This is a genomic window from Thermocrinis sp. (assembly GCF_036781485.1).
Classification (GTDB): Bacteria; Aquificota; Aquificia; order Aquificales; family Aquificaceae; genus Thermocrinis.
Genome location: NZ_DAIQAX010000001.1, coordinates 35,348 through 59,238, shown reverse-complemented (window position 1 = coordinate 59,238; position 23,891 = coordinate 35,348). Strand labels below are relative to the sequence as shown.

The 23,891-nt window shown below is 40.9% G+C and carries 26 protein-coding genes and 1 tRNA gene; 21 read left to right on the top strand and 6 right to left on the bottom strand.

Features of this window, described 5'->3' with window-relative positions:
• Positions 1-42 precede the first annotated feature (42 nt).
• The 4 genes from murC (at position 43) to argJ (ending at position 5,251) form a co-directional block, all read left to right on the top strand.
• Entirely contained in the window at positions 43-1,401 is a 1,359-nt protein-coding gene (murC, locus tag V7P40_RS00335; protein ID WP_333783980.1) for a UDP-N-acetylmuramate--L-alanine ligase, read from the top strand.
• Positions 1,382-3,013 (top strand): single-stranded-DNA-specific exonuclease RecJ, encoded by a 1,632-nt coding sequence (gene recJ / locus V7P40_RS00330; RefSeq protein WP_333783979.1) that lies wholly within the window; start codon positions 1,382-1,384, stop codon positions 3,011-3,013. Before murC ends, recJ begins: the two co-directional genes overlap by 20 nt.
• On the top strand, positions 3,006-3,989 hold the full coding sequence (locus V7P40_RS00325; RefSeq protein ID WP_333783978.1) for an NAD(P)H-dependent glycerol-3-phosphate dehydrogenase: 984 nt from the start codon (positions 3,006-3,008) through the stop codon (positions 3,987-3,989). The genes recJ and V7P40_RS00325 overlap by 8 nt, the downstream gene beginning before the upstream one ends.
• A gap of 125 nt (positions 3,990-4,114) precedes the next feature.
• Positions 4,115-5,251: a bifunctional glutamate N-acetyltransferase/amino-acid acetyltransferase ArgJ gene (gene argJ, locus V7P40_RS00320; protein ID WP_333784214.1), complete on the top strand. Its 1,137-nt coding sequence runs from the start codon at positions 4,115-4,117 to the stop codon at positions 5,249-5,251.
• On the opposite strand, the gene V7P40_RS00315 is transcribed toward argJ, so the two are convergent.
• Positions 5,248-6,483 carry a type II secretion system F family protein gene (locus V7P40_RS00315; RefSeq protein WP_333783977.1) on the bottom strand — a complete coding sequence of 412 codons (1,236 nt, stop codon included), beginning with the start codon at positions 6,481-6,483 and terminating at the stop codon, positions 5,248-5,250. The genes argJ and V7P40_RS00315 overlap by 4 nt on opposite strands.
• 2 nt (positions 6,484-6,485) lie before the next feature.
• Complete coding sequence (locus V7P40_RS00310; RefSeq protein WP_333783976.1) at positions 6,486-7,583, bottom strand: type IV pilus twitching motility protein PilT; 1,098 nt, start codon at positions 7,581-7,583, stop codon at positions 6,486-6,488.
• A gap of 176 nt (positions 7,584-7,759) precedes the next feature.
• On the opposite strand from V7P40_RS00310, the gene V7P40_RS00305 reads away from it, so the two are divergent.
• Together V7P40_RS00305 and V7P40_RS00300 are read left to right on the top strand one after the other, a co-directional pair.
• Positions 7,760-8,836 carry a DEAD/DEAH box helicase gene (locus V7P40_RS00305; protein ID WP_333783975.1) on the top strand — a complete coding sequence of 359 codons (1,077 nt, stop codon included), beginning with the start codon at positions 7,760-7,762 and terminating at the stop codon, positions 8,834-8,836.
• A 99-nt stretch (positions 8,837-8,935) separates the two neighbouring features.
• Positions 8,936-9,421 carry an SCP2 sterol-binding domain-containing protein gene (locus V7P40_RS00300; RefSeq protein ID WP_333783974.1) on the top strand — a complete coding sequence of 162 codons (486 nt, stop codon included), beginning with the start codon at positions 8,936-8,938 and terminating at the stop codon, positions 9,419-9,421.
• Here the strand turns inward: V7P40_RS00300 and V7P40_RS00295 are convergent.
• From V7P40_RS00295 to V7P40_RS00285, 3 genes are read right to left on the bottom strand one after another with little or no spacing between them, the layout of a single operon-like run.
• On the bottom strand, positions 9,418-9,843 hold the full coding sequence (locus tag V7P40_RS00295; RefSeq protein WP_333783973.1) for a hypothetical protein: 426 nt from the start codon (positions 9,841-9,843) through the stop codon (positions 9,418-9,420). The two genes, V7P40_RS00300 and V7P40_RS00295, sit on opposite strands and share 4 nt — an antisense overlap.
• 10 nt (positions 9,844-9,853) lie before the next feature.
• The gene (locus V7P40_RS00290) at positions 9,854-10,783 is read right to left on the bottom strand and encodes an FAD-dependent oxidoreductase (protein ID WP_333783972.1); all 930 of its coding nucleotides are present in this window, start codon (positions 10,781-10,783) and stop codon (positions 9,854-9,856) included.
• Complete coding sequence (locus V7P40_RS00285) at positions 10,780-11,334, bottom strand: Fe-S-containing hydro-lyase (protein ID WP_333783971.1); 555 nt, start codon at positions 11,332-11,334, stop codon at positions 10,780-10,782. Before V7P40_RS00285 ends, V7P40_RS00290 begins: the two co-directional genes overlap by 4 nt.
• A 21-nt stretch (positions 11,335-11,355) precedes the next feature.
• Here V7P40_RS00285 and V7P40_RS00280 point away from each other — a divergent pair.
• The 12 genes from V7P40_RS00280 (at position 11,356) to V7P40_RS00225 (ending at position 19,729) form a co-directional block, all read left to right on the top strand.
• Positions 11,356-11,428 (top strand) — tRNA-Phe (locus V7P40_RS00280).
• A gap of 20 nt (positions 11,429-11,448) precedes the next feature.
• Positions 11,449-11,805 (top strand): serine kinase, encoded by a 357-nt coding sequence (locus V7P40_RS00275; RefSeq protein ID WP_333783970.1) that lies wholly within the window; start codon positions 11,449-11,451, stop codon positions 11,803-11,805.
• Between the two features lie 33 nt (positions 11,806-11,838).
• Positions 11,839-12,777 carry a TIGR01212 family radical SAM protein gene (locus V7P40_RS00270; protein WP_333783969.1) on the top strand — a complete coding sequence of 313 codons (939 nt, stop codon included), beginning with the start codon at positions 11,839-11,841 and terminating at the stop codon, positions 12,775-12,777.
• Positions 12,774-13,925, top strand: a complete 1,152-nt coding sequence (locus tag V7P40_RS00265) for a cation diffusion facilitator family transporter (RefSeq protein ID WP_333783968.1) — start codon at positions 12,774-12,776, stop codon at positions 13,923-13,925. Before V7P40_RS00270 ends, V7P40_RS00265 begins: the two co-directional genes overlap by 4 nt.
• 1 nt (position 13,926) lies before the next feature.
• Entirely contained in the window at positions 13,927-14,805 is an 879-nt protein-coding gene (locus V7P40_RS00260) for a nuclease-related domain-containing protein (protein WP_333783967.1), read from the top strand.
• On the top strand, positions 14,795-15,196 hold the full coding sequence (tsaE, locus tag V7P40_RS00255; protein ID WP_333783966.1) for a tRNA (adenosine(37)-N6)-threonylcarbamoyltransferase complex ATPase subunit type 1 TsaE: 402 nt from the start codon (positions 14,795-14,797) through the stop codon (positions 15,194-15,196). The genes V7P40_RS00260 and tsaE overlap by 11 nt, the downstream gene beginning before the upstream one ends.
• 10 nt (positions 15,197-15,206) lie before the next feature.
• Entirely contained in the window at positions 15,207-15,713 is a 507-nt protein-coding gene (leuD, locus tag V7P40_RS00250; protein ID WP_333783965.1) for a 3-isopropylmalate dehydratase small subunit, read from the top strand.
• The gene (gene pyrE, locus V7P40_RS00245; RefSeq protein ID WP_333783964.1) at positions 15,703-16,245 is read left to right on the top strand and encodes an orotate phosphoribosyltransferase; all 543 of its coding nucleotides are present in this window, start codon (positions 15,703-15,705) and stop codon (positions 16,243-16,245) included. The genes leuD and pyrE overlap by 11 nt, the downstream gene beginning before the upstream one ends.
• Positions 16,245-17,012: a ZIP family metal transporter gene (locus V7P40_RS00240; protein ID WP_333783963.1), complete on the top strand. Its 768-nt coding sequence runs from the start codon at positions 16,245-16,247 to the stop codon at positions 17,010-17,012. Before pyrE ends, V7P40_RS00240 begins: the two co-directional genes overlap by 1 nt.
• A 97-nt stretch (positions 17,013-17,109) precedes the next feature.
• Positions 17,110-17,448, top strand: coding sequence for a nitrogen regulator P-II GlnB (glnB, locus tag V7P40_RS00235; protein ID WP_333783962.1), 339 nt, complete (start codon positions 17,110-17,112; stop codon positions 17,446-17,448).
• A 24-nt stretch (positions 17,449-17,472) separates the two neighbouring features.
• On the top strand, positions 17,473-18,882 hold the full coding sequence (gene glnA, locus V7P40_RS00230; protein WP_333783961.1) for a type I glutamate--ammonia ligase: 1,410 nt from the start codon (positions 17,473-17,475) through the stop codon (positions 18,880-18,882).
• Positions 18,883-19,198: 316 nt separating this feature from the next.
• Positions 19,199-19,729 (top strand): type 1 glutamine amidotransferase, encoded by a 531-nt coding sequence (locus V7P40_RS00225; protein WP_333783960.1) that lies wholly within the window; start codon positions 19,199-19,201, stop codon positions 19,727-19,729.
• A 32-nt stretch (positions 19,730-19,761) separates the two neighbouring features.
• Here V7P40_RS00225 and V7P40_RS00220 read toward each other — a convergent pair whose 3' ends face one another.
• Positions 19,762-20,061: a hypothetical protein gene (locus tag V7P40_RS00220; RefSeq protein ID WP_333784216.1), complete on the bottom strand. Its 300-nt coding sequence runs from the start codon at positions 20,059-20,061 to the stop codon at positions 19,762-19,764.
• Positions 20,062-20,203: 142 nt separating this feature from the next.
• Between V7P40_RS00220 and V7P40_RS00215 the strand changes: the two genes are divergently transcribed.
• The 3 genes from V7P40_RS00215 to V7P40_RS00205 all read left to right on the top strand — a co-directional run.
• Positions 20,204-20,620: a phosphate-starvation-inducible PsiE family protein gene (locus V7P40_RS00215; protein WP_333783959.1), complete on the top strand. Its 417-nt coding sequence runs from the start codon at positions 20,204-20,206 to the stop codon at positions 20,618-20,620.
• Between the two features lie 445 nt (positions 20,621-21,065).
• Complete coding sequence (locus V7P40_RS00210; protein ID WP_333783958.1) at positions 21,066-22,601, top strand: N-6 DNA methylase; 1,536 nt, start codon at positions 21,066-21,068, stop codon at positions 22,599-22,601.
• A gap of 23 nt (positions 22,602-22,624) precedes the next feature.
• Positions 22,625-23,891 (top strand): restriction endonuclease subunit S (locus V7P40_RS00205; protein WP_333783957.1); only part of this gene is annotated, 1,267 nt, incomplete at its 3' end.

The window sequence follows — 23,891 nt, the reverse complement described above, 5'->3', positions numbered from 1 at the left end:
TAAGTAAAATTTTCCCTTACTGTACTGTTAAAATAAAGTCCAATGTTCAGAGAAAAGATAAAGAACTTACATTTTGTGGGAATAGGCGGTATAGGCATGAGCGGGATTGCTCAGGTGCTTTTGCAGATGGGTTATAAAGTATCCGGCTCGGACCTGAAAGAAAATAAAAACACCCAACTTTTGAGAAGCATGGGTGCAAAGATCTTTATAGGTCACAGGGAGGAAAACATAGGCGATGGGCAAGTGGTGGTATATTCCTCTGCAGTCCCTGAGAACAACCCTGAAATACAGGAGGCAAAAAGAAGGGGTATTCCAGTTATCTCTCGTGGGGAGATGCTTGCGGAGCTCTTTCGCCTAAAAGAAGGTATAGCGGTTTGTGGTTCTCACGGTAAAACCACCACCACCTCTATGATAGCTCACGTTATGTATGAGGGGGGGCTGGATCCTACCGTAGTTGTGGGAGGTATTCTAAAGAGCCTTGGTAGCAATGCCAAGCTTGGAAAGGATAACTTGATTGTCTCGGAAGCTGATGAGAGCGACGGGTCCTTTTTAAAGCTTAAACCAACCGTTTCCGTAATCACTAACATAGATAAAGAGCACCTGGGATTTTACAAAGATATTGAAGAGATAAAGCAGGCTTTTTTGGAGTTTGCAAACAGCGTGCCCTTTTATGGTTTTTGCGTTATGAACGTAGATGATTCAAATAGCATGGAGCTTATTCCAAAGGTTTCTAAAAGAGTAATAACATATGGCATACATCAACCAGCTCAGGTAAGAGCTAAAAATCTAAGTCAAGAATGGGGCCATTACACCTTTGAAGTTTTGTGGAAGGATAAACCAATTGGAAAGGTAAAGCTCGGTGTGCCGGGAAAACATAATATCTACAATGCTTTGGCTTGCATATCTGTATGTCTTGAAATGGATATAAAACCCAGGATTATATTTGACGCTTTGGCGCACTTTAAGAACGCAGAAAGAAGGTTGGAATTTAAGGGAGAGTTCAATGGATGTGTAGTTTACGACGACTACGGACATCATCCAACGGAGATAAGGGTGGTTTTAGATAGCTTAAGGGAACTTTATCCTGGAAAAAAGACATTATTGGTTTTCCAACCACACAGATACTCAAGAACCTACCATCTGTTTGACGAGTTTGTGAAGGTTTTAAAACTGGCGGACATCTGTATAGTTACGGATATATATCCAGCAGGAGAGGAGAACGTCTTTGGTGTATCCTCAAAGACCCTGGCAGAGAAAGCACAGTGCATGTATATTTCAGAAAAAGAAGAGCTCTTTTCATGGTTGGAAGAACATGCTAAGGACTGTGTCTTGCTTTTTATGGGTGCGGGCAGTATAGGAAAGTGGTCTGAGGAGCTTTTAAATGAGAGGACTTTCGGGTAAAAGTTGGGTATTGTTAAGCGAATTAATAAAACCTGATGCAGACAAAATACATAGCCTTGGACCCATAGTAGCTCAAATTTTGGCAAACAGAGGTGTGGATGAATCTGCCTTAGACCTAAGGTTAAAAAATCTTTCCCCCCCTTACAGCATACCCAACCTAAGTAGAGCCGTGGATAGGATAAAGAGGGCCATATTAAAAAAGGAGAAGATAATTCTGTTTGGTGATTACGATGTGGATGGTATAACAGGGACAGCGTTGCTTTATAAGTTCCTAAAAGCTGCAGGAGCTACCGCAATTCCAATAGTCCCAAGCAGGCAGTCTGGTTATGGCCTGAACAAAAAGCTGGTAGATAAGTTTTCAAAGTACGCAGATTTACTCATAACCATAGATAACGGAACAACGGCAGTGGAGGAGCTTAAGGCATTTGGTAAGGATTCTATAGTTATAGACCATCACAATATCGGAGAAGATATACCAACTACTATTTTAGTGAATCCTAAGCTAATTGAAGATTTACCAACAGAATTTAAAGAGCTGTCCTCCGCCAGTTTGGTCTTTTACCTTACAGCAGTCCTATCCAAAGAGTTGAACATGAGTTATGACCCAAGGGTAGACATGTACATACCCGCCATAGGCACGCTGGCGGATTTTATGCCTTTGAACGTGCTAAACAGGATAATAGTGTCTTATGGTATAAGATGTCTTGAATACATTCAAAAAGGGCTTATAGTTTCCCACGGTATAAAGGCCTTGATGGAAACTGCGGGAATAAACGGCGCTATAACTTCAAGGGACATATCCTTTTCTATAGTCCCAAGGCTGAACGCTCCTGGGAGGGTATCAAGACCTTCCATAGCTCTAAAGCTGTTTTTAGCGGAAGATGAAGATAGGGCAAAGGCTTTTGCAAAGAAAATAGAGGAGATAAATCAAAGAAGAAAGCTTATAGCTCAGAAAGCTTATGAGTTGGCTCTAAAGCAGGCTTTATTGCAGGAGGACAGAAGGTTTATCGTGGTTGTTCTGGACAGTTGGGCTGGGGGCGTGGCTGGTATTTTGGCAGGAAGACTTTCTTCCATGTTTCAAAAGCCGGCGGCTGTCTTTGTTGTGGGGGATCACGCTGTTGGCTCTGTAAGAAGCGCCAATGGAATAAACGTTTACGAAGGTTTAAGTAAGATCTCCCATCTATTCCTTAGATGGGGCGGGCACGCTTATGCGGTGGGATTAACCATTGAGAAGGAAAAGATACCTATCTTTAAAGAATTGGTTGAAGAGGTTTTTGTGGATGTACAGGACCTTCCCACTCTTGAAATAGATATGGCTCTACAGCCAGAGTCTATAACTTCAAGGTTAATAGAAGACCTTCACAAGCTTGAGCCCTTTGGAGAGGGTTTCCCAGCGCCTACCTTTATGTGTGATGTTAGACTCGTGCCGATCAGTTGCGATGAGAACAAACTTGAGCTAAGGTCAGATAAATACAATCTCTTTCTGTGCTGGGACAAAGATCTAAAAAGAAAGATTCTCAAAAAAGGTCGTATAGAAGGAAAAGTGGCATATCAAATAGACTTAAGAAATCCAAGGAGATTAATACTGGTAGACGTGGAGGACAATGGGTAAGCTAACTATTTTAGGTGGTGGGCGGTGGGGAACAGCTCTTGGACTGCATCTTTCAAAAAAAGGCTTTGAGATAATTTTCTTTGATAGAAATTCGGCTGTGGTTGAAAGCTTAAGAAAGGGTAAGGATGCATACTGGGGGATGGAGTTTGCGAAAAATCCAAGAGCCACCAACGTATTGGATGAAGCCATAGAATTTTCTGATCTTATAGTGATAGCCCTTCCAGTGCAAGTAATAAGGGGGGTGCTGGAAAAGCCAAACCTTAGAGGAAAGGTGGTAGTATCTGCCTCCAAAGGATTGGAGGTGGGGACTTCCAAAAGAGTTTCTCAGATAGTTCAAGAGCTCTGCCGAGACTGCAAGACCTTCGTTCTGTCTGGCCCATCCTTTGCGGAAGAGGTGGCAAAGGGGCTTCCTTGTGCAGTGGTGCTTGCGGGAAAAGACTTGGATACTTTAAAGGAATTAAGAGGTGTATTCCATTCTGAAACTTTCAGAGTTTATCTTTCTGAAGATACAGTGGGTGTTGAGTTAGGTGGTGCTTTAAAGAATGTGATAGCTATTGCGTGTGGTATATCGGACGGTCTCGGTTTTGGAGACAATGCTAGGGCTTCTTTGATAACCCGCGGTTTGGCGGAGATAGTTAGAATAGGATCTTCTTTGGGGGGTAAAAAGGAAACCTTTTACGGGCTTTCTGGTTTGGGAGATTTAGTGCTAACTTCCACTTCTTCTAAATCCAGAAACAGAACCTTTGGCTTTTTGTTAGGGCAAGGATTGAGTGTAGAAGAGGCAGAAGCTCGCATAGGGCAGGTTGTGGAGGGCAAAGAAACAGTTAAAGCTGTAAAAAAACTAACGGAAGAGCTAAAAATATACGCTCCTATATCTTGGGCTGTTTATCAGGTTGTGGTTGAAAACATTCCACCTGAGCAGGTGGCCCGTGATCTTCTTCTGAGACCTCCTCAGAGAGAGTTTGAATATTTATAAGCTCCCCTGGGTAAAAGTATTCTTTGCAAGCTTCGCATAGAAATATACCACCCCCACAGCATTCTATTATCTCTAAAAGTCTTCCACACTTAGGACAGGTTTCCATTGAGGTTATAATCTATCCCATGGATATTCTTATGGGATTAGGTAAAGCAGGTTTGAAGAAAAGTGGAGAGCCAGACATACTCGTTATCCTCCTTCCTCAGTCCTGTAATGCTTCCTTTTTATTTACGAGCAACCATTTTAAGTCCGCCAGCGTTTTGTACTCAGAAAAGGTGCTTAGAGGAACAGATAGAATAAGAGCTATGGTTATAAACAGTGGAAATGCTAACTGCGGAGTAGGTCAGGAAGGTATAATGCATGCAGAAATGATGGCAAGAGAGGTGGCAAAGCATTTGGACATTGACCATAAGGAGGTTCTTGTTTTTTCCACAGGGGTTATAGGCAAGCCTCTTCCTATTGAAGATGTGTTAAAGGGAATAACATCTGCTTGTAAAATATTGGAGCCTTTGGATTTAAAAAGGGCGAGCCAGGTTATCTCTACAACGGACAGATTCCCTAAGTATGATTTTGTAAAAAAAGGTAGCTTAGAGGTTTTTGGTTTTGCGAAGGGTGCAGGTATGATACACCCTAATATGGCTACCATGCTTAGCTTTGTATTTACTAATGCAGACATTGACAGTTTAACGCTTACGGAACTTCACAGAGAAATAAACGAAAAGACATTTAACTCTATAACCGTAGATGCTTGCACCAGCACCAACGATAGCTTTGGCTTAATAAGCCTTGGAGTCTTAAAAGAAGATTTGGAGAATGTAAGACAAGCAGTAGAAGAAGTTTCGTTAAACTTGGCAAAAAAGATAGTGGAAGATGGAGAGGGTGCAACCAAGATAATAAAGGTCATTGTAAAAAATGCATCCTTGAGCATAAAGGCTAAGGCTATAGCTGAGAAAGTGGCAACATCCAATCTCGTTAAGACTGCTATCTTTGGAAAAGACCCAAATTGGGGAAGGATCGTGGCGGCTGCAGGCTCTACTCCCTTTCCCATAGACCAGTTTAAAATGAAGGTTTATATAGGCAATCATTTGGTATATGACGGAAAGGCCCATCCAAAGGCAGTAGAAGGAGCAAAAAGATACTTAGAGGAAAACAAAGAAATAGAGATAACAATAGACCTGGGGGAAGGAAAAGAGAGCTGGGTTTATTATTCCTCAGATCTTTCCTATGATTACATAAGAATAAATTCAGAATACACTACTTAAGTCTTTATCAGCTCACCCATCTTGAATATGGGCATATACAGTGCGATTAATATAAGACCTACCACACCACCTATAAACACTATAAGCATGGGTTCTATAAGCTTTATCATTCCATCCACAGTTTTATCAAACTCATCCTCGTAAAATCTGGCTATGGTTTCCAGCATGTCGTCAAGTCGGCCAGTGTCTTCACCGACCTTTATCATAGCTATGACTACTTTTGGGAAAAGGCCAGTCTTTTCCAGGGCTCTGTACATAGGTTCTCCTTCTATAACTTCCTTTTTTGCCTGCTCTACCGCCTCTTTTATGACTAAGTTGTCCGTTGTCTGTCCTGCTACTTCAAAAGCCCTTTCCAAAGCTACACCGGCGGAAAACAGAGCGGCCATCGTTCTAGCAAACTTAGCCATTGTGCTTTTTACAACCAAATCATTCATCTTTGGCACTCTTAAGGAAAGCTTATGTACACCTTTTCTAAAAGCGTAGTTATTGCGGTATAAATACCTAAATACAAGCGAAAAAGCAACTATTGAAATTATCACCGTTGGAAGACTGTTTCTCAAGGCGTTTGATGCTGCAATCAGCATCTGGGTTGGCAGAGGCAGTTCTCCTCCTAAGCTGGAGTAAATCTCGGCAAAAGTCGGAACTAGAAAATACAGTATGCCTGAAACTATAAAGGTAGCTACCACAACTACAAAGGTGGGATAAAAAGAAGCGCTCTTTATCTTGCTTTTGATCATAGCGATCTTTTCGTAATAATCCGCAGCTTTAATCAGGGAAGCATCTAAATTTCCAGTTTCTTCACCCACTTTTACAAGGTTTACCACAAACTCTGGGAAAACATTGGGGTGCCTTTGCATTGCAGCCGATACTCCCATCCCTTCATTTATCCTAGTGGCTACATCCTTTGCTGCGGATGCAAGTCTTTTATTAGGCGTTTGATCTGCTATAATGTTTAAAGCGTCTACCAGATTTAACCCAGCGTTAACCATAGTTCCTAACTGTCTGCAGAATATGGATATGTCCCTATCACTTACACCACCAAAGGGTAGTTTTATACGTACACTTTCCTTTTCTCCAACCTTCTTTTCTCCTTTATCAAGCCTTTCTATTTGGACTAGGGAATAATTACCCTTAGAAAGCTCAACCAAGAGCTCATCTTCGCTAGGATAATTTCCTTCCTGTTCTATTATGTTTCCTGCTTCATCTATAACTTTGTACCTAAACCTTGGCATGTTTATCCTCTTAAACCAAGCATACGCTCAAGTTCCTTGATATCTGGAGAGTACTTGTAGGCATCTTCCAAGGTTATTAGACCTCTTTTGTAAAGGGAGAAAAGAGATTGATTCATAGTTTGCATGCCGCTTTCACTTTGGCCACTTTGCATTAAAGAATAAACTTGCTGCAGTTTGTTTTCCCTTATTAAGTTCCTTATGGCTGTGTTTGGGATGAGCAGTTCATATGCCAAAACACGACCCCCACCAATCTTAGGTATTAGCTTCTGGGAGATAACACCCTGCAACACAAAGGACAACTGTATTCTGATTTGTTCCTGTTGGCTTGGTGGAAAAACATCTATTATACGGGTAATTGTGGAAATGGCGGTGTTTGTATGCAAGGTCCCAAAAACCAGGTGCCCTGTTTCTGCAGCTCTTAGAGCTGTTTCTATAGTTTCTAAATCTCTCATTTCTCCCACAAGGATTACATCTGGATCTTCTCTTAATGCCGATCTGAGAGCATCTGCAAAATTATCCACGTCTTCACCTATTTCCCTTTGATTGACTATGCTTTTTTTATGACGAAATACGTATTCTATAGGGTCTTCTATTGTTATTATGTGATAGGGAAAGGTTTCGTTTATATAGTTGATAAGTGCGGCTAATGTGGTAGTCTTACCCGAACCCGTTGGACCTGTTACCAAGATTAGTCCCATACTTTTGTGACAGAGTTCTAAAACTCTATTTGGTAGTCCTACTTCTTCAATTGTCATTATTTTGCTTGGAAGTCTTCTAAAGACTCCGGCCACCGAACCTCTTTGAAAAAAAACATTAGCCCTAAACCTACCCACATCCTTTACTCCAAAAGAAAAATCTACCTGCCCCTTCTCCTCTAACTGTTTTCTGTGCTTTTCTGACATGATTGAATATATGAGGTGCTGGGCCATCTCAGGAGTAAGCACGGGATAATCCGCCAAAGGAGTTATCTTACCATCCACCCTTACTGCAGGCTTAAACCCAGCAGTTATATGTATATCGGATGCCTTTAACAGCATAGCCCTGTATAGTATTTCTACTAATCTTATTTCTTGAGCCTGGACTGTTTCTGTTGGCACCATTGCTTATCCCTCTTTCTGTTTTATTATAATTTAATCCCAGATTTAATAGTTGTGTTTTTTCCAAAAGGAAATTCTGGGCTTTGCGTTTTATTGTGTGGTCAATATATTACTTGCCTTATTAATGTGTAGGCATATAATTAAGAGCGGAGGTTTTTATGGAATTTAATTTTTCACAATTGAGTGAGCAATTAAGGAGGGCTATAAAAGACTTAGGTTTTGAAAAGCCCACTCCTATTCAAAAAGAAGCTATACCCTTAGCACTCAAGGGTTATGATATTCTGGGACAAGCAGCTACGGGAACTGGCAAAACTGCGGCCTTTGGAATACCAATAATAGAGGGTATTAGGAAAGAAGATAGCTTGAAGGCTCTTATACTCACACCTACAAGAGAGCTCGCAATTCAGGTAAAAGAACAAATTCAGCATCTTGCCAAGTATAAGGGACTGAAAGTTTCTGTGTTTTACGGTGGAACGCCTGTAGCAAAAAACATTGAGTTTTTAGAAAAAAATAATCCTAACATAGTGGTAGGAACGCCCGGAAGGATTAAAGACCTGATCAACAGATCTGCCTTAGACCTTAGCAGGGTTTCATACTTCGTGCTTGATGAAGCGGACCTGATGCTTGATATGGGGTTTATTGAAGATGTAGAATACATACTAAAACATGTACCTTTGCAAAGGCAAAACTTTATGTTCTCGGCTACCATACCAAAGCAGGTGGAGGAGCTTGCTAAGAAACATCTTAGAAAGGACTATAAGTTTACAAGAGTCATAAATGCAGAACTTAAGCCCAAAATAGAAGAGAGGTTGATAAAGCTAAATTCTCCAGGACAGAAGATTTCTGAGTTAGAGAAGATATTAAGAGATCATATATTGGAAAGGATCATTATATTCGTCAGAACACGCAAGGACGCTAAGGAACTAGCAGAAAGATTGCTAAGTAAGAACTTTAACGTAGTATCTCTTCATGGAGATATGACGCAAAAACAGAGAGAGAATGCTTTAAGACTGTTTAAAGAAGGAAAGGTAAAAATTGTGGTTGCTACTGATGTGGCATCTCGTGGTTTGGATATAAAGGGTGTAGGTGTGGTTATAAACTATCACATACCCGAAGATCCGGAGGTCTATATACATCGTATAGGAAGGACGGGGAGAATTGGCAATTATGGAAAAGCTTACAGCTTTGTGACACCAGAAGACAGTAGAGCTCTGTGGAGGATAAAAAAATTAAAGGAAAGTTATCAGAATATATGAATATTTGTATTTCTTATGGGTATATAAAAAGTTTTTAGTTGCCAAGTGGCAAGTCTATAGTTTAATTCTAAAGAAAAATCATTTTTGGGAGGTACTCAAATGAAGAAGGCAATTTTTTTATCCTTAGGGATTGTCAGTAGTGGCTTAGCTATCAATGTCTTTATAGGTCCAGAGTACGCGAAAGAGTTGTGCAATGTTTGGAACAACACTCCAAGATTAACCGAAGAGTTGGGCAAGAGTGAGAGCTGGACTGCGGTGCCAGAAAGGAAAATTTTCATCTACAGAGAAGACTGCTCCGCAGAAAAGCAAATACAGCTAACTATAAAGAATGAAGGTGGTAAATCTATATGCGTTTATGGCGGGCCGGCTAAGGATAAAAGGGGAAAGGACGACTTTTTGATGTATGCTGAAACAAAAAGATGGGAGGAAATGGGAAAAGGTCAGTATGGACCTATGAAAGCTATGATGCTTGGTAGATTAAAGTTTGAAGGACCAAAGGGCGTAGCTATGAAGAACATGGGACCCTTTGAGGCATTCCTAACAGCCATAGGCAAACCAGCTTATGATGCAAGCAAGTGCCCTTAAGATAGAATTTCAAAGGTATTACTAGTTCCAATGCGCTGAGCTCCAAGGGACAGGAACTGAGCAACCTGTTCCTTGGTCTTTATCCCACCGGATGCCTTAACTTTCAATCTACCCTTTAAAGCGTTTAAGAGTAATTTAACATCTTCCAGAGTAGCTCCAGTGGGGGCAAAACCGGTGGGCGTTTTCACAAACTCCATACCACTTTCTGCTATGAGCTCCACGGAAAGGACTTTTTGCTCCTCATTTAGGTATGCTGTCTCTATTATTACTTTCCTTATTGACCATTCCGTATTTCTCGCCAGTGCTAATAGCTCTTCTCTCACGTAATCTATAAATCCGCTTCTGAGGGCCGAAAAGTTCATCACTATATCCAAGCATACCCTTAGTTCCTTTCCTGCGAGCTGGACAGCGTAAACCCTCAAATCTACACAGCTATATCCATGAGCTTATGCCGTAGGTCAGGTCATGGTATATTGAAAGCAGAGCCTTTGCGCCATCACCAGCTGCGGTAATTATCTGTTTTGCAAAGATGTTTGTGCAGTCGCCCGCAGCGTATATGCCCCTTTCAGAAGTCCTATTGTTGCAATCTATGATTATCTCACCCTTGCTTGTTAGCATAACTCCAAGCTTTTCTGCAAGCTTCGTGTTTGGCTCAAGTCCAATTTCCACAAAAAGCCCCTCCACTTCTAACTCATATTTTTGTTTTGTCTCCAGATTTTCTACTACGATAGCTTTTAAGAAAAGCCCATCTCCCTTTGCTTCTAAAACTCTATGTCTTAGCAAGGGTGTAACTCTTCTGTCTTTGAGAACTTTCTCTTTTAAAATTTCATCAGCTCTAAAATTGTTTGATATTTCCAGAAGGTAGATACTTTTTGCGTAGTTTAGGAGCTGTTCTGCTGCCTCAAACCCAGAGTTTCCACCCCCCACTACAGCCACGCTTTTGTCTTTAAAGAAAGGTGCATCACAGGTATAACAGTAAGAAACGCCCCTTCCAGTGTATTCCCTTTCTCCGGGTATGTTTAAGCGCCTATGTTCCGCTCCAGTGCAGAAGAGTATGGTTTTTGTAGAATAAGCCTGCCCAGAGGCAGTTATAACCTCAAAGCCCCCATCAATTTTTCTAACATCCACCACCTCGTCTATTATGGGTTCTACCTCCATCTTTTTCATGTGCTCCATCATTTTTTCCACAAAGATGATCCCATCTACTATTGCATAACCAAGGTAGTTTTCAATGTTGCCGGCTTTTATTACCTGTCCGCCCACATCCTTTGTAATTAATAGAAAATCCATCTTTTTCCTGGCAGCATATATAGAAGCTGATATGCCAGCAGGTCCTCCGCCGATGATGATAAGCTGTCTCATAGGTCTATCCTCGCAAATTTCTTTCTACCTTCCTCAAATATATCTCCACCGTATATGTCGTTTGCCACTATCACAGGAAAGTCTTCCACCACGAGCTTTCTTATAGCTTCCGTGCCAAGGTCTTCGTAGGCTATAACTTCTGAAGATTTTATAGCTCTCGCAAGAAGTGTAGCTACTCCTCCTACCGCCGCAAAGTATACTGCTTTGTATTTAACCAAAAGCTCCCTAACCTGAGGACTTCTGTATCCTTTTCCTATCATACCCTTTAGCCCAAGCTTTAAAAGTGGCTCTACGTATTTGTCCATCCTTATGGCTGTGGTGGGTCCTGCAGAGCCTATTACCTGCCCAGGTTTTGGTGGGGTTGGTCCAACATAGTAGATTATTTGACCTTTGAGGTCAAAGGGTGGTGGCTCTCCCTTTTCCAAACTTTCAACCATCCTTTTGTGTGCTGCATCCCTGGCTGTGTATATAACACCGTTTATCAAAACCTTATCCCCGGCCCTTAAGCTTTCTACTATCTCATCCGTTAAAGGAGTGCTAATTCTTATCATGTGTTATAATTTTAACTGAAAGGCCCGGTAGCTCAGTTGGTAGAGCACCCGGCTGAAAACCGGGGTGTCGGCGGTTCGAGTCCGCCCTGGGCCACTTTAAATCTGGGGAACAAAATGAGACGCATAAACGTAGGTATAGCTGGTCTCGGTAAGGTGGGTAGTCAGTTCCTTGATGCTTTGCTCAGTGTTAATACTGACAACGTAAAGATCATCGCAGTTGCAGAGCCAAGAGAGGACTTAGAAAGCGTAAAAAAGGCAAAAGAAAATGGAATAGCTTACTACAGAGACGCGAGGGATATGTTAAGCTCCCTTGAGGATGCGATAGATGTTCTTTTTGAACTAACCGGGGATGCAGTTGTAAGGACAGAACTTTATGATATTTTGAGTAAAACTGCAAACAGAAAAACCGTAATAGTTCCAGAGCCGGTGGCCTTTCTCATATGGAGCCTCATCACCCATAAAAGTTCATAGCAAAACGCTTTCTGAGTTTTTAAATTATTTTGTATGCTCAAGGAAAAATTTGCCTATTACTCTTTAAGAGACTATTTAAAGGGAAAGTATGGCAGAAGGGTCCAAAAGATAACTGTGTCTTTGCCCTTTACCTGTCCTAACATAGATGGGACAAAAGCTTACGGAGGATGCACCTATTGCTTTTCTGGCACAAGACCCGCTCACCTGAGCCCCTCCGTGCCTTTAAAAACTCAGATAGAAGAAGGTATACGTAGGGCAAAGGAAAGATACGGTAGAAATATTCTGTTCTTTGTCTATTATCAGTCCTATTCAAACACTTACGGAGAGAAGGATTATCTAAAGTCTATCTACGACACTGCTTTGGAATTTGACGAGGTGGTGGGAATAGATGTGGGTACAAGACCCGACTGTGCTCCTGAGTGGGTCCTTGACCTTTTGGAGAGCTATACAGAAAAGGGCTTGGAGGTTTGGATAGAGTATGGGCTTCAATCTGCCAACTTCAAAACCCTTAGGTTCATAAACAGGGCTCACGGAGTTTCTGACTTTGTGGATGCGGTTTTAAGGACAAAAAGGAGAAACTTAAAAGTTTGTGCCCACATCATCCTTGGGCTTCCCTTTGAAGACAAAGAAGACATGCTGGAAACTGGAAAACTCTTGAGCGCTTTATCGATAGACGGAGTTAAAATTCACCCTCTGCACATAATAAAGGGAACTAAGATGGCACAGCAGTATTTAAATGGAGAGTTCAAGGTCTTAACTTTGGAAGAATATGCAGAAAGAGCCGCAGATATAATAGAAATACTTCCTCCAAACGTAGTAATACACAGGCTTACTGGAGAAGTGGAGGAGGATAGGTTGATTGCGCCGGATTATTGCACCTACAAAAAGAAATCAGAGGTTATCAAAGCCATAAACGAAGTCTTAGAAAAAAGAGGTAGCTATCAAGGTTGTAAAAGCGCGTTTGTAAGATGAAAAAGGAACATTGGGCTTTGCTTTCACTTTCTGTAAATCTGGTCCAAACCTTCTTGAAGCTAATAGGGGGTATATTGTCCGGAAGTCTGTCTCTTATAGGAGAGGCTATACATTCCCTTTCGGACTCTTTTGCGTCTATTGTTGCTTATTTAACCCTTAAATTCTCAAGCAAGAAAACTGCCCGTTTCCCTTACGGTCTTTATAAGCTTGAAAACGTAGGCTCTTTTATCATAGGTGTTTTCTTGCTATTGGCAGCTTACGAGATAATAAAAAGGGCGCTTACTGAAAAGCTAAGCATAAAGGAAGAAGGTTGGTTTTTTGGTATGGGCGTGGTAGTGTTTTCTCTTTTTAGCTCCTTGATTCTTTCTTTTCTTGAAAGAAGGGCTGCAAAAAAGTATAACTCACCCACCCTTCTTGCGGACTCTTACCATACCCTTACCGATGCCCTGGGCTCTTCTTTGGTGCTCATGAGCTTTCTTAGCGCTTATGTGGGATATCAGTTAGACAGATACTTTGCTTTGGCAGTTGGTCTGCTTATAGTTTGGACTGCGGTTGGGATACTTAAAAAGGAAATGAACGTTCTCCTTGACGTATCTGCAGACGAAGAAACTCTTCAGAAAATAAGGGAGATAATACTCAGTTTTGAGGATGTGGTTGAAATAAAAAATCTCTTTGTTAGATCTTCTGGAGGTAGGCTTTTTGCAGACATAACTATAACCCTTTCTGGTATGAACTTTGAAAGGATGCATTCTTTGGTTGATGAATTGGAAAATAGGCTAAAAGAAGAAATTAATGAGCTTGAGATGGTTTTTATACACTACGAGCCGGCGGAAGGTTGCACACCAAAGATCGGAATCCTTCTAAACTCCGAAAAGGAAGTTTCTTCTAAATTTGATGAGACACGGCATCTTCTGATATTTTGCAACGGCAATAGTAGTTTTATAAAAAACCTTCCGGAGGATGAGTTGGAAATTTCCAAGGAAGTGGTAAAGCATAATATAAACATACTGGTTAGTGGGCATCATCCAGAGGGGCAGGACGCCAAGCTGGTGCTGAGCAAAGCTGGTGTGTTTGTATGGGAGACAGAAGAGAAAAACCCATACAAAGTTTTGTCTCAGATATTCTCAAATTTTTGTAAAATAGCCTAACATGGACAGAGAGAAAAATTTTCCATATGTGATAAAGAGGTTAGATAAAAGGAGTGATAGTCTGTATGTGGAACTAGAAAATACACCTGTTGAACTAAGCAACCCAGCTCTTTGGTCCTACCTACAAACCCTGAGGCATAGAAATATAAATCCTATCAGCTTTCAGGTTCTTACAGAAAACAGGTCTAATACCCCTATGTATAACTTTACGAGGTTTATATACTCAAACTACCCGAGGATAAGAGAACTTTACAGAAGCATGAAGAAAGCTCTCAAATCGTCTTCATTAAATATTGAGTTTCAGGTTCCAGAAGCCGTAGAGGACAAGCTTGCAGAATCCTTTGTAAATCAGCTAAAACAGTTGGCTTCGTTAGGCATCCTAATAAACGTAGATTACACAGATAGGATGATAAAAGTGGGCCAGGTTCTTGATGCAACCTTCCTTACCGGAGGGTGGTTTGAGTTTGCTGTAGCAGACCAGATAATGAAAATATGTCCTTTTCCTAACGCAATTGTGTTGAAAAACTTCTCCTTCTCTGTATCAGGTGCTAAGAACGAAGCAGACCTTGTTCTTATTCATGAAAGAACTTCTTTTCTTTTTGAAATAAAGACGGGTATTAGGTTCCAAAGTTTGGAAGATACACATTACAAGCTCCTCAGAAAAGGCTATTTGCTTAATGCAGAAAACGTTTGTTTAATAGTTCCTTCCATAGAGGATATTTCTGTTTCAGAGGATCAAGACGAAGAGGCTAAACAAGAAGATCACACCCAATCTATACACGAAAAGCTGAGGGGCGTGCACTTGCTAAGTATTCAAAATATTGATTCCAAACTCAAAAGTATGTTTATTGGAGAGATGTTAAAACATTATGAACAATGAAGCATTCGAGATAATGTGTAAAAGCGAAGAGGATACAATAGCGCTTGGGAAAAACTTTGCCAAAAGGCTGAAAGGCAAAGAGGTGATCTGTCTTATTGGGGACCTGGGCTCGGGAAAAACCACCTTTGTAAAGGGTCTTGCTCAAGGTTTGGGCATAGAAGAAGGTTATCAGGTCAGAAGCCCTACCTTTACCATAGTTAATGAGTATCCTACTAAAAAAGGTAAGCTCATACACGTGGATCTTTACAGAGTGGATAACTTTGATGTGGAGTTTTTTTTGGGAGAGGGGATCGTAGTAATAGAATGGGCAAAGGATCTAAGCCTGTGCGATTACATTTTAGAATTTCACTTTGAAAAGAATGGAAGGAAAATTGTTTTAAAGAGGTGTTAAAATAAGCATCATGCGTTTTAGGGGTAAGGTTTGGAAATTTTCAGATAACGTAGATACAGATCAGATAATACCTGCCAGATACCTGAATACTTCGGATCCTTACGAACTGGCTCAGCACGCAATGGAAGACTCAGAACATCCAAACTTTGCAAAAGATCACAAGCCAGGGGACATAATAGTGGCTGGTAGAAACTTTGGCTCTGGCTCTTCCAGAGAACACGCACCAATAGCCATAAAGTACGCTGGGGTACCCGTGGTAGTGGCAAAATCCTTTGCGAGGATCTTTTTTAGAAATGCTATAAACATCGGACTTCCCATAGCAGAGGCGCCCGAAGCGGTGGATGAGATAAGCCATGGAGACGAAATAGAAGTGGATTTGGAAAGTGGAACCATAAAGAATCTTACAACAGGCAAAGAGTATAAGGCTACCAAGTTTCCAGAGGAGTTGCAGGCTATACTGAAGGCAGGTGGTCTTATGGAGTATGCAAAGAAAAAGCTAAAAACCAATGCTGATTGAAAGGCTAAGGAGTTTGATAATTGAGCGTTGTCTTAAGGTAGCTGACGAGCCCATATTTAAGCTGTCTTCTGGAAAGCTAAGCAGGTATTACATAGACCTAAAGCAGCTAACTTTTGATCCAGAGGGAGAATACCTAATCGGCAAGCTTATGTATGAGCTTATCAGAGAATTTGGACCAGACGGCGTAGGTGGTTTAACCCTTGGTGCTGACCCAATAGCCTACGCGGTATCTTTTGTTTCTTATATGGATGGTTATCCCATAAAACCCTTCGTGGTCAGAAAAGAACCAAAAGAACACGGCATGGGCAGGCAAGTGGAAGGGCTTTTAAAAAAGGGTGATAGAGTGGCGGTGGTGGAAGATGTGGTAACCACGGGAGGTTCTTCTTTGAAGGCGGTGCAGGCCTGTAGAAGGGAAGGGTTAGAGGTTATAGGTGTTTTTGCCATAGTTGATAGGCAGGAAGGGGGAGAGGAAAACATAAACAAAGAAGGTCTTGAGCTATACTCCCTTTTTAAACTCTCCCAGCTCTTGTGATGGACATACTCATAAACTCTTTTTTGCTTGTGGTGGGGACGACCGTAGGTAGCATGTTAATCCTACTAAGGAAAAAGCCCTTTTCTTACATAAATGAAGCCCTAGCCTTTGCAGGGGGAGTTATGCTAACTGCCAGCTTTACCAGTCTTATACTACCAGGTGTTGAGACAGGTGGTTTTTTTAAGACTGCTTTAGGTATAGTCCTTGGATTCGTTTTTATGGGTTTTATAGAAAGGCTGTTTCCTCACGAGCACGCTTTTATGGGTCAAGAGGGCCTTTTAAAACTAAGAATGAAAAGGCTCACGCTCTTGGTTATTGGAGTAATAATCCACAACATACCAGAAGGTTTGAGCGTGGGTATATCTACTGCTTACTCAAGCAAAGAAGGGCTTATAACTGCTTTTGCCATATCTATCCAGGACATACCGGAGGGTTTAGTGGTTAGTCTTCCTATCTATGCCCTGACGGGTGCTATGAGCACAGCCATAATGTTAGGATTTTTCAGTGGCTTGGTTGAAGGAATTTTCTCTCTTGCGGGCTTTTTGTTCATGAAAGGCTTTATGCAAACGCTCGCGGTAGGCTTAGGCTTCGGTGGTGGTGCCATGCTATACGTAACAGTGAAGGAAGTCTTTCCGGAGGCATATTCAGAGGGTAGCGGTTTTTACACTACTTTAAGTTTTCTCTTTGGTGTGCTTGTGATGCTCTTTCTTGATACCATGGATTTGTTTGCATACTTACAAAAATGTAAGCAATTTTACCTTAGATGATTTTTCCATCAATCGGCTCAGGGGCTTTAAAATAAGAATATGCAAATTGTGTCAAGTTGGCACGTTTTTTGCAAGAAAACTTGTAGGAGGTTTTCATATGAAAAAGGTGGAAGCTATTATCAAGCCCTTTAAGCTGGATGAAGTTAAGGATGCCCTCGTAGAAATAGGCATAGGGGGTATGACTGTTACAGAGGTCAGGGGCTTTGGTCAGCAAAAGGGACATACAGAAATCTACAGAGGGACAGAATACGTCATAGACTTTTTGCCCAAGGTAAAGATTGAGGTGGTGGTAAAAGACGAGGACGTGGAAAAGGTGGTGGAAACCATCATGAAAACTGCGCAGACTGGAAGGGTGGGAGATGGGAAGATATTTGTTATTCCCATTGAGGACGTTATAAGGATAAGGACTGGAGAAAGAGGTGAGCAAGCAATATAAAACTTTTTATAAGGAGGTTAAACTATGCCTAAGTATTCGCCGGAAGAGGTGCTTAGCCTTGTTGAACAGGAAGGGGTTCAATACGTGGACCTTAGGTTTTCTGACCTTTTTGGTCAGTGGCAACACTTAACCATACCAGCCTACGAGTTGTCCATCTCTACCTTTGAGGAAGGTAGGGGTTTTGATGGCTCTTCCATAAGAGGCTGGCAGTCTATACACGAATCGGACATGATCGCTTTGCCAGACCCAGCCACCGCTTTCATAGACCCATTTATGGAACCCAAAACTTTGGTGATGATATGCGATATATACGATCCTATAACAAGGGAGCGTTATGGAAGGGACACACGCTACATAGCCCAAAAGGCAGAGCAGTATCTAAGACAAACTGGTATAGGTGATACCGCCTATTATGGACCAGAGGCTGAGTTTTTCATCTTTGATTCCGTTGAATTTGGCACCTCCGCTAACTATGCCTTCTGGAAGATAGATTCAGAGGAAGGTTGGTGGAACAGAGAGGTAAGCTCATCGGGCTACAAAATACCTCACAAAAGGGGCTACTTCCCAGTGCCGCCCATAGACAAAACTCACGACCTTAGGAATGAGATGGTGTCCATAATGTCCCAGCTTGGAATTGTGGTAGAACTCCACCATCACGAGGTCGCCACTGCAGGACAGGGAGAGATAGACATTCGCTACGATTCATTACTAAACCAAGCAGACAAGCTTTTTATTTACAAATACGTGGTTAGGATGGTTGCCCACAAATACGGAAAGTTTGCCACCTTTATGCCTAAGGTTCTTCCAAACGACAACGGCTCAGGTATGCACACCCACTTTTCTATATGGAAGGAAGGACAAAACCTTTTCGCCGGCTCCGAGTATGCAGGAGTTTCTGAGCTTTGTCTTTACGCCATAGGGGGTATTCTAAAGCACGGACCAGCACTAACAGCCTTTACTAACCCTACCATCAACTCCTACCATAGGCTCGTGCCCGGCTTTGAGGCGCCTGTGAGGCTTGCCTACTCTGCAAGAAACCGCTCTGCAGCAATAAGGATCCCCATGTATTCCCAATCTCCAAAGGCGAAGAGAATAGAAATAAGGTTCCCAGATCCTACCTGCAACCCATACTTAGCCTTTGCGGCCATCTTGATGGCAGCCATAGACGGTATAGAAAACCGCATCCATCCAGGGGAGCCCTTTGACAAGGACATATACTCCTTACCACCGGAAGAGCTAAAGGACATTCCCCAACTTCCCGGCTCTTTGGAGGAAGCCCTTCGAGCTCTGGAGAATGATTATGAGTTCCTTCTGAAAGGTGGGGTATTTACAGAGGACCTACTGCAAACTTGGATAGAAGCCAAGCGCAAAGAGATAGACGAAATGAGGTTCATCCCCCATCCAAAGGAATTTGAACTTTATTTTGATATTTAAATAAAAAACCGCCCAGCCCCCAAGGCTGGGCAAAGGAGGAGCACAGATGCGTAGCGTAATAAGTATTATACTACTGTTTGCCTCCAGTTTAGCCTTTGCTCAAGAGCAAGCGCCAAAGCTTGATACCGGCGACACCGCATGGATTATCATGGCAACCGCATAGCTATTTACGAACAATGGGGAAAAGTCCCAAACGAGAGTGGGTTTAGAGTTAGGCTTGGTGTTTTAAATAATGATGAAAGCCTTAGCTATAAGACACGTTTTGGCGGAACACTTAGGAGTTGTGGAGCCCATCCTAAAAGGCATGGGCTTTTAGGTGGATTACTTGGATACCGCAAAGGGGGAGGTTTTGTCCAGACCTTTGGAAGAGTATGCCCTTCTTGTGGTCTTGGGTGGATACATGGGTGCATACGAAGAGTTTAGGATTTTAGAGGAGGCTTTGAAGCTTGAAGTTCCCATCGTAGGCATATGCTTGGGTTGTCAGATGCTTGCCAAGGCGCCTGGTTCAAGGGTTTATAGGGGGAGAGGGGCAAGGAAATTGGGTGAGGATTTTCCCAAAAGCTTGAAAGTTTTTCAGTGGCACGGAGACACCTTTGACTTGCCAGCGGATGCCACAAGGATATATGCCTCCGAAAAATACGAAAATCAAGCCTTTGTTTATGGCAAAGCTGTGGGTTTGCAATTTCACATTGAGGTGGATAAAAGCATGGTGGAGGAGTGGGCCAGACTTTACTGGGACGAATTAAAGGAGGAAGGCATAGAAGAAGAGGCTTTGGCTTGGAAAGAGGAATACAGCATAAACTCTACTCTGCTTGGCAATTTATTTTCTATAATCCAACTGCCTTAGGGTAAGTCCCAAAAGCTTTGCCGCTCTGGACTTTACATATATAAACCCTGGTAGATTTTTGGGCTTTTCTCTACCTCCTTCCAGAAAGAGATAAGTAGGTAGGTCTTTTTCGGAGATAGGAAGTGTTCCACAAGCAAAGGGATGTCTTCCTTTCTTTCCCTCAACGGCGGCACATGTATGGGAAATACGTTTATTCTGTAAAATAGGTCCTCTCTAAATTCTCCCCTAAGTTTTAGGAAAGAGCTTCTGTTAGTATTCTCTTTTCCTCTTCCCACTCTCTTTTCTCCTGCTCTCTCTTCTTTACTTAAACCAAAAGACTTTACAATCCTCAAAATATTGTTTTCTCTATCGTAAAGGGCAACATAACTGTGTGGAACGTCCCAGAAGGAGTAAAGGATCTTTAGAAACTCCTCCGCACATCCTCTAAGGTTTTTTGCATCTCCACTTAAGATATTAAAATATAAACCCCTGGAGATGGTTCAAGGCTTTGTGTCCAAAATATATAAGCAGTTCATTAGACTGGCTTTTAATATAACCATAATAGTTCTAATAATTGGCCTTTTTGTAGGAATATTCAGAACCATCTCAGAACTTGGTCTTACCTTCACAGAAGCTACCGTTAGGTTGGGTTTTAAGGAGTTGGTCACCAACGTGCTTTCTTTGATCGTAGTGCTTGAACTTATAAGGGCTTTTATAGACTTTTTTGAGCACGAAAGGTTTAGAGTGGATATACTCTTAGAAGTACTAATAGCTTTTGTTATAAGGGAGTTCATGCTACATCTCTTTGAAGGGAAGCTATCTGGAATGGATGTGTTCTTTTGGTCTTTTGGGATAGTGTCCCTCATAGGTGCAAGGGCTGTTAGCTTCTTTTACAGGGCACCAAAGGCTTAAATCTTTCAGTATTCTTTCATCTCCACCCTTTCAACTCCACACGGTAGATTAGGAACTTAATTGTGTAAAGTCTTGAGGGAAAGGGAAGAGTATGGTAGCTTCCCCAATGCTTAATAACCAAAACTACCAGAAAAGAGGGAAAGCTACCGTGAAAGAAAAAACTAAAACTTTAACAAAACAACCTATTAGAGGTATTTCCAGATGAAGGATCAGTGGAAAGATTATTATACTTGATAAGGAGATGAATGAGAGGTTAAACTTAAGGAGGTTAAGAGGATTTAATGAGATTGAATTTGGGAGCTACCATGCCTTTCCCGGAAAAATTTTTACACAATAAAAGGGACACTATGTCTAAGACTTGCCCACAACCTTTTACAGAAGGTGAGAATACAAGTTTTTAGGTAGGTAAAGAAGATATGAGGTAAAATTTATTAGGGAGCAAGATATGAAGGAAAAAGATTTAACTTTTGAAGATAAGTTATGGAAGGCAGCCGATAAATTAAGAAAAAAAGTAGAGGTTCATGAATACAAGTATATAGTCTTGGGATTAATTTTTTTGAGATACCTTTCTTTTGCCTTTGAAGAAAAAAGAAAGGAAATAGAAGAAAGAGAAGCTAAGCAACTCCCGGAAAGCTTAAGGTCTTATATTTGTGAAGATAGAGATTTCTACATAGCTAATGGGACTTTATACGTTCCAGAAAAAGCACGCTGGGATTACATAGAGAAAAACGCTAATCAGCCAAACATTGGAGAAATAATTGATCAGGCGATAGAAATCTTAGAAAACGAATATCCTAAACAATTAAAAGATGTGATACCTAAGATATACTCTCGGGTCAACCTTGATATGCATGACTTTGCCTATTTAATTAACCTATTTTCTCAAATTCATTTTGGTAAAGACCACCATGCAAAAGATATATTCGGTAGAATTTACGAATATTTTCTTGGCAAATTTACTGAAGCAGAAGGAAAAAAGGGTGGAGAGTTTTACACTCCAAGGTCTTTAACTAAGCTTATTGTTGAGATTTTAGATGTTAAAGAAGGCCGAATATTTGACCCCGCTTGTGGTTCAGGTGGATTTTTTATTTCAGCATTAGAAAAATTGCAAAAAGAAGGTATAGAAAAAGAAAGTTTATCCATTTATGGACAGGAATCAAAGGAGTTTGTCTGGAAGGTATGTAAGATGAATTTAGCAATAAGAGGAGTTGAGGGAGATATAAGGTGGGGAGATTCTTATCATGATGACAAATTTTTTGACCTAAGGGCAGATTATGTTGTTTCAAATCCTCCATTTAATGATAGCGAATGGGGAAGGGATAGAGTAAAACCAAATGATCCAAGGTTTAAGTATGGTCTTCCTCCTGAAAATAATGCCAATTTTGTTTGGATACAACACTATATATACCATCTTGCCCCGCAGGGAAAAGCTGGCTTTGTTATGGCAAATGGTGCTTTGTCAGTGGGTAATCAAGAGGGAGAGATAAGAAAAAAGATTATTGAGGACGATTTAATTTATGGAATAGTTGCAACACCACCAAAGATGTTTTATACGGTCTCTTTGCCTGCTTCTTTATGGTTTTTAAGGAAATCAAAGCCCGAGCACATGAAAGGAAAAATTCTCTTCATCTATGCTAAAAAGATGTACAAACCGATTTCAAGAAGGCAGAACATCTTCACTGAAGAACATATCGCAAAGATTGTTGAAAAATTCAGGATGTTTGAAAACGGTGAGCCAGAAGATAAAATTAATGAAATTGGGTTTGCAAAGGTTGCTACGATTGAAGAAGTTGCTAAAAACGGGTATGTGTTAACCCCTGGAAGGTTTGTCGGGATAAAGACTGATGAAGAAGATATACCTTTTGAGGAGAAAATGAAAGAATATTCGAGAGAGCTTTCCGATTTACTGAGAAAAGAGAAAGAATTAACGGATAAGATTAAAGAAGTATTTAAGAGTTTAGGGTGGGAAATAAAGGAATAAAGGGCTTGAAGGAGTAATGGGCTATGTTCAAATTCCGCTGGGAAACTGAGTTTAAAGAAACGGAGATTGGGGAGATACCAAAGGATTGGGAGGTTAGTAGTTTAAAGAATATTTTAAAAAGTTTAGAAAGTGGTAACAGGCCAAAGGGTGGAGTTTTAGCTCATAATCCATTTGGGATTCTAAGTATAGGTGGAGAAAACATAAATTGGGATGGAAGTTTAGAACTTGAAAATTGTTTAAGATTTGAAGAAAGTTTTTACACGAGTTTGAAGAAAGGGAAAATAGAGGATGGAGATATTTTGTTGGTAAAAGATGGTACGATAGGAAAGATTGCTTTTATAAGTAAAATTCCTGAAGGAAAAGCAATGGTAAATGAACATGTATTTTTGCTTAAAACTGACCCAACAAAGTTTAACTCAAGATTTTTATTTTATTTTTTATTCTCGAAGATAGGGCAACAACAAATTGAAAGTTCAATTTCTGGGAGTGCTCAAGGAGGAATTAATAAATCCATTCAAGACAATATATTAGTGTTTTACCCTCCCCTTCCCGAACAATCCCGCATTGCCACCGTTTTATCTTGGTTTGATGACCTGATAGAAAACAAGAAAAAGCAAAACGAGATTTTGGAAAAAACAGCAATGGCAATTTTTAAAAGTTGGTTCATTGATTTTGAGCCGTTTAAAGATGGAGAGTTTGTTTATAATGAGGAGTTGGGAAGAGAGATACCGAAGGGGTGGGAAGTGAAGAGGTTAGGAGAAGTGGTTAAAACTTTTAAAGGAATCTCTTATAAAGGCTCTGAAAAGTATCAGGACTATATTGAGGGGGCATATATTTTTATTACGCTTGATAATTTTTTAAGAGGTGGTGGATTTAAAAATGAATACACATGGATAAAAAGCGAGAAAATAAAAACATTACACCTGGTAAAAGAAGGAGACATAATTATTGCTTTAACAGATATGACACAAGATGGGCAAGTTGTTGGGGCACCTGCGATTGTTATTTTACCGAATAACTTTAATGTAGGAGTAATCTCGTTAGATTGTATGAAGCTTGAACCAACACTGCAAGAACTAAAATATTATCTTTATTTGTTTCTTAAAGATACACAAGAAGAAAATGCAACTTTTGCTAATGGTGCTAATGTTCTTCACTTAATGGTTAATAATTTTTTAGGAGGAAAACTATTTCCCATTCCCCCTTTCCCCATCCTCCAATCTTTCCACTCCCTCGTAGAGCCCCTATTCCAGAAAATCATCCTCAACCAAAAGCAAATAATAACCTTAC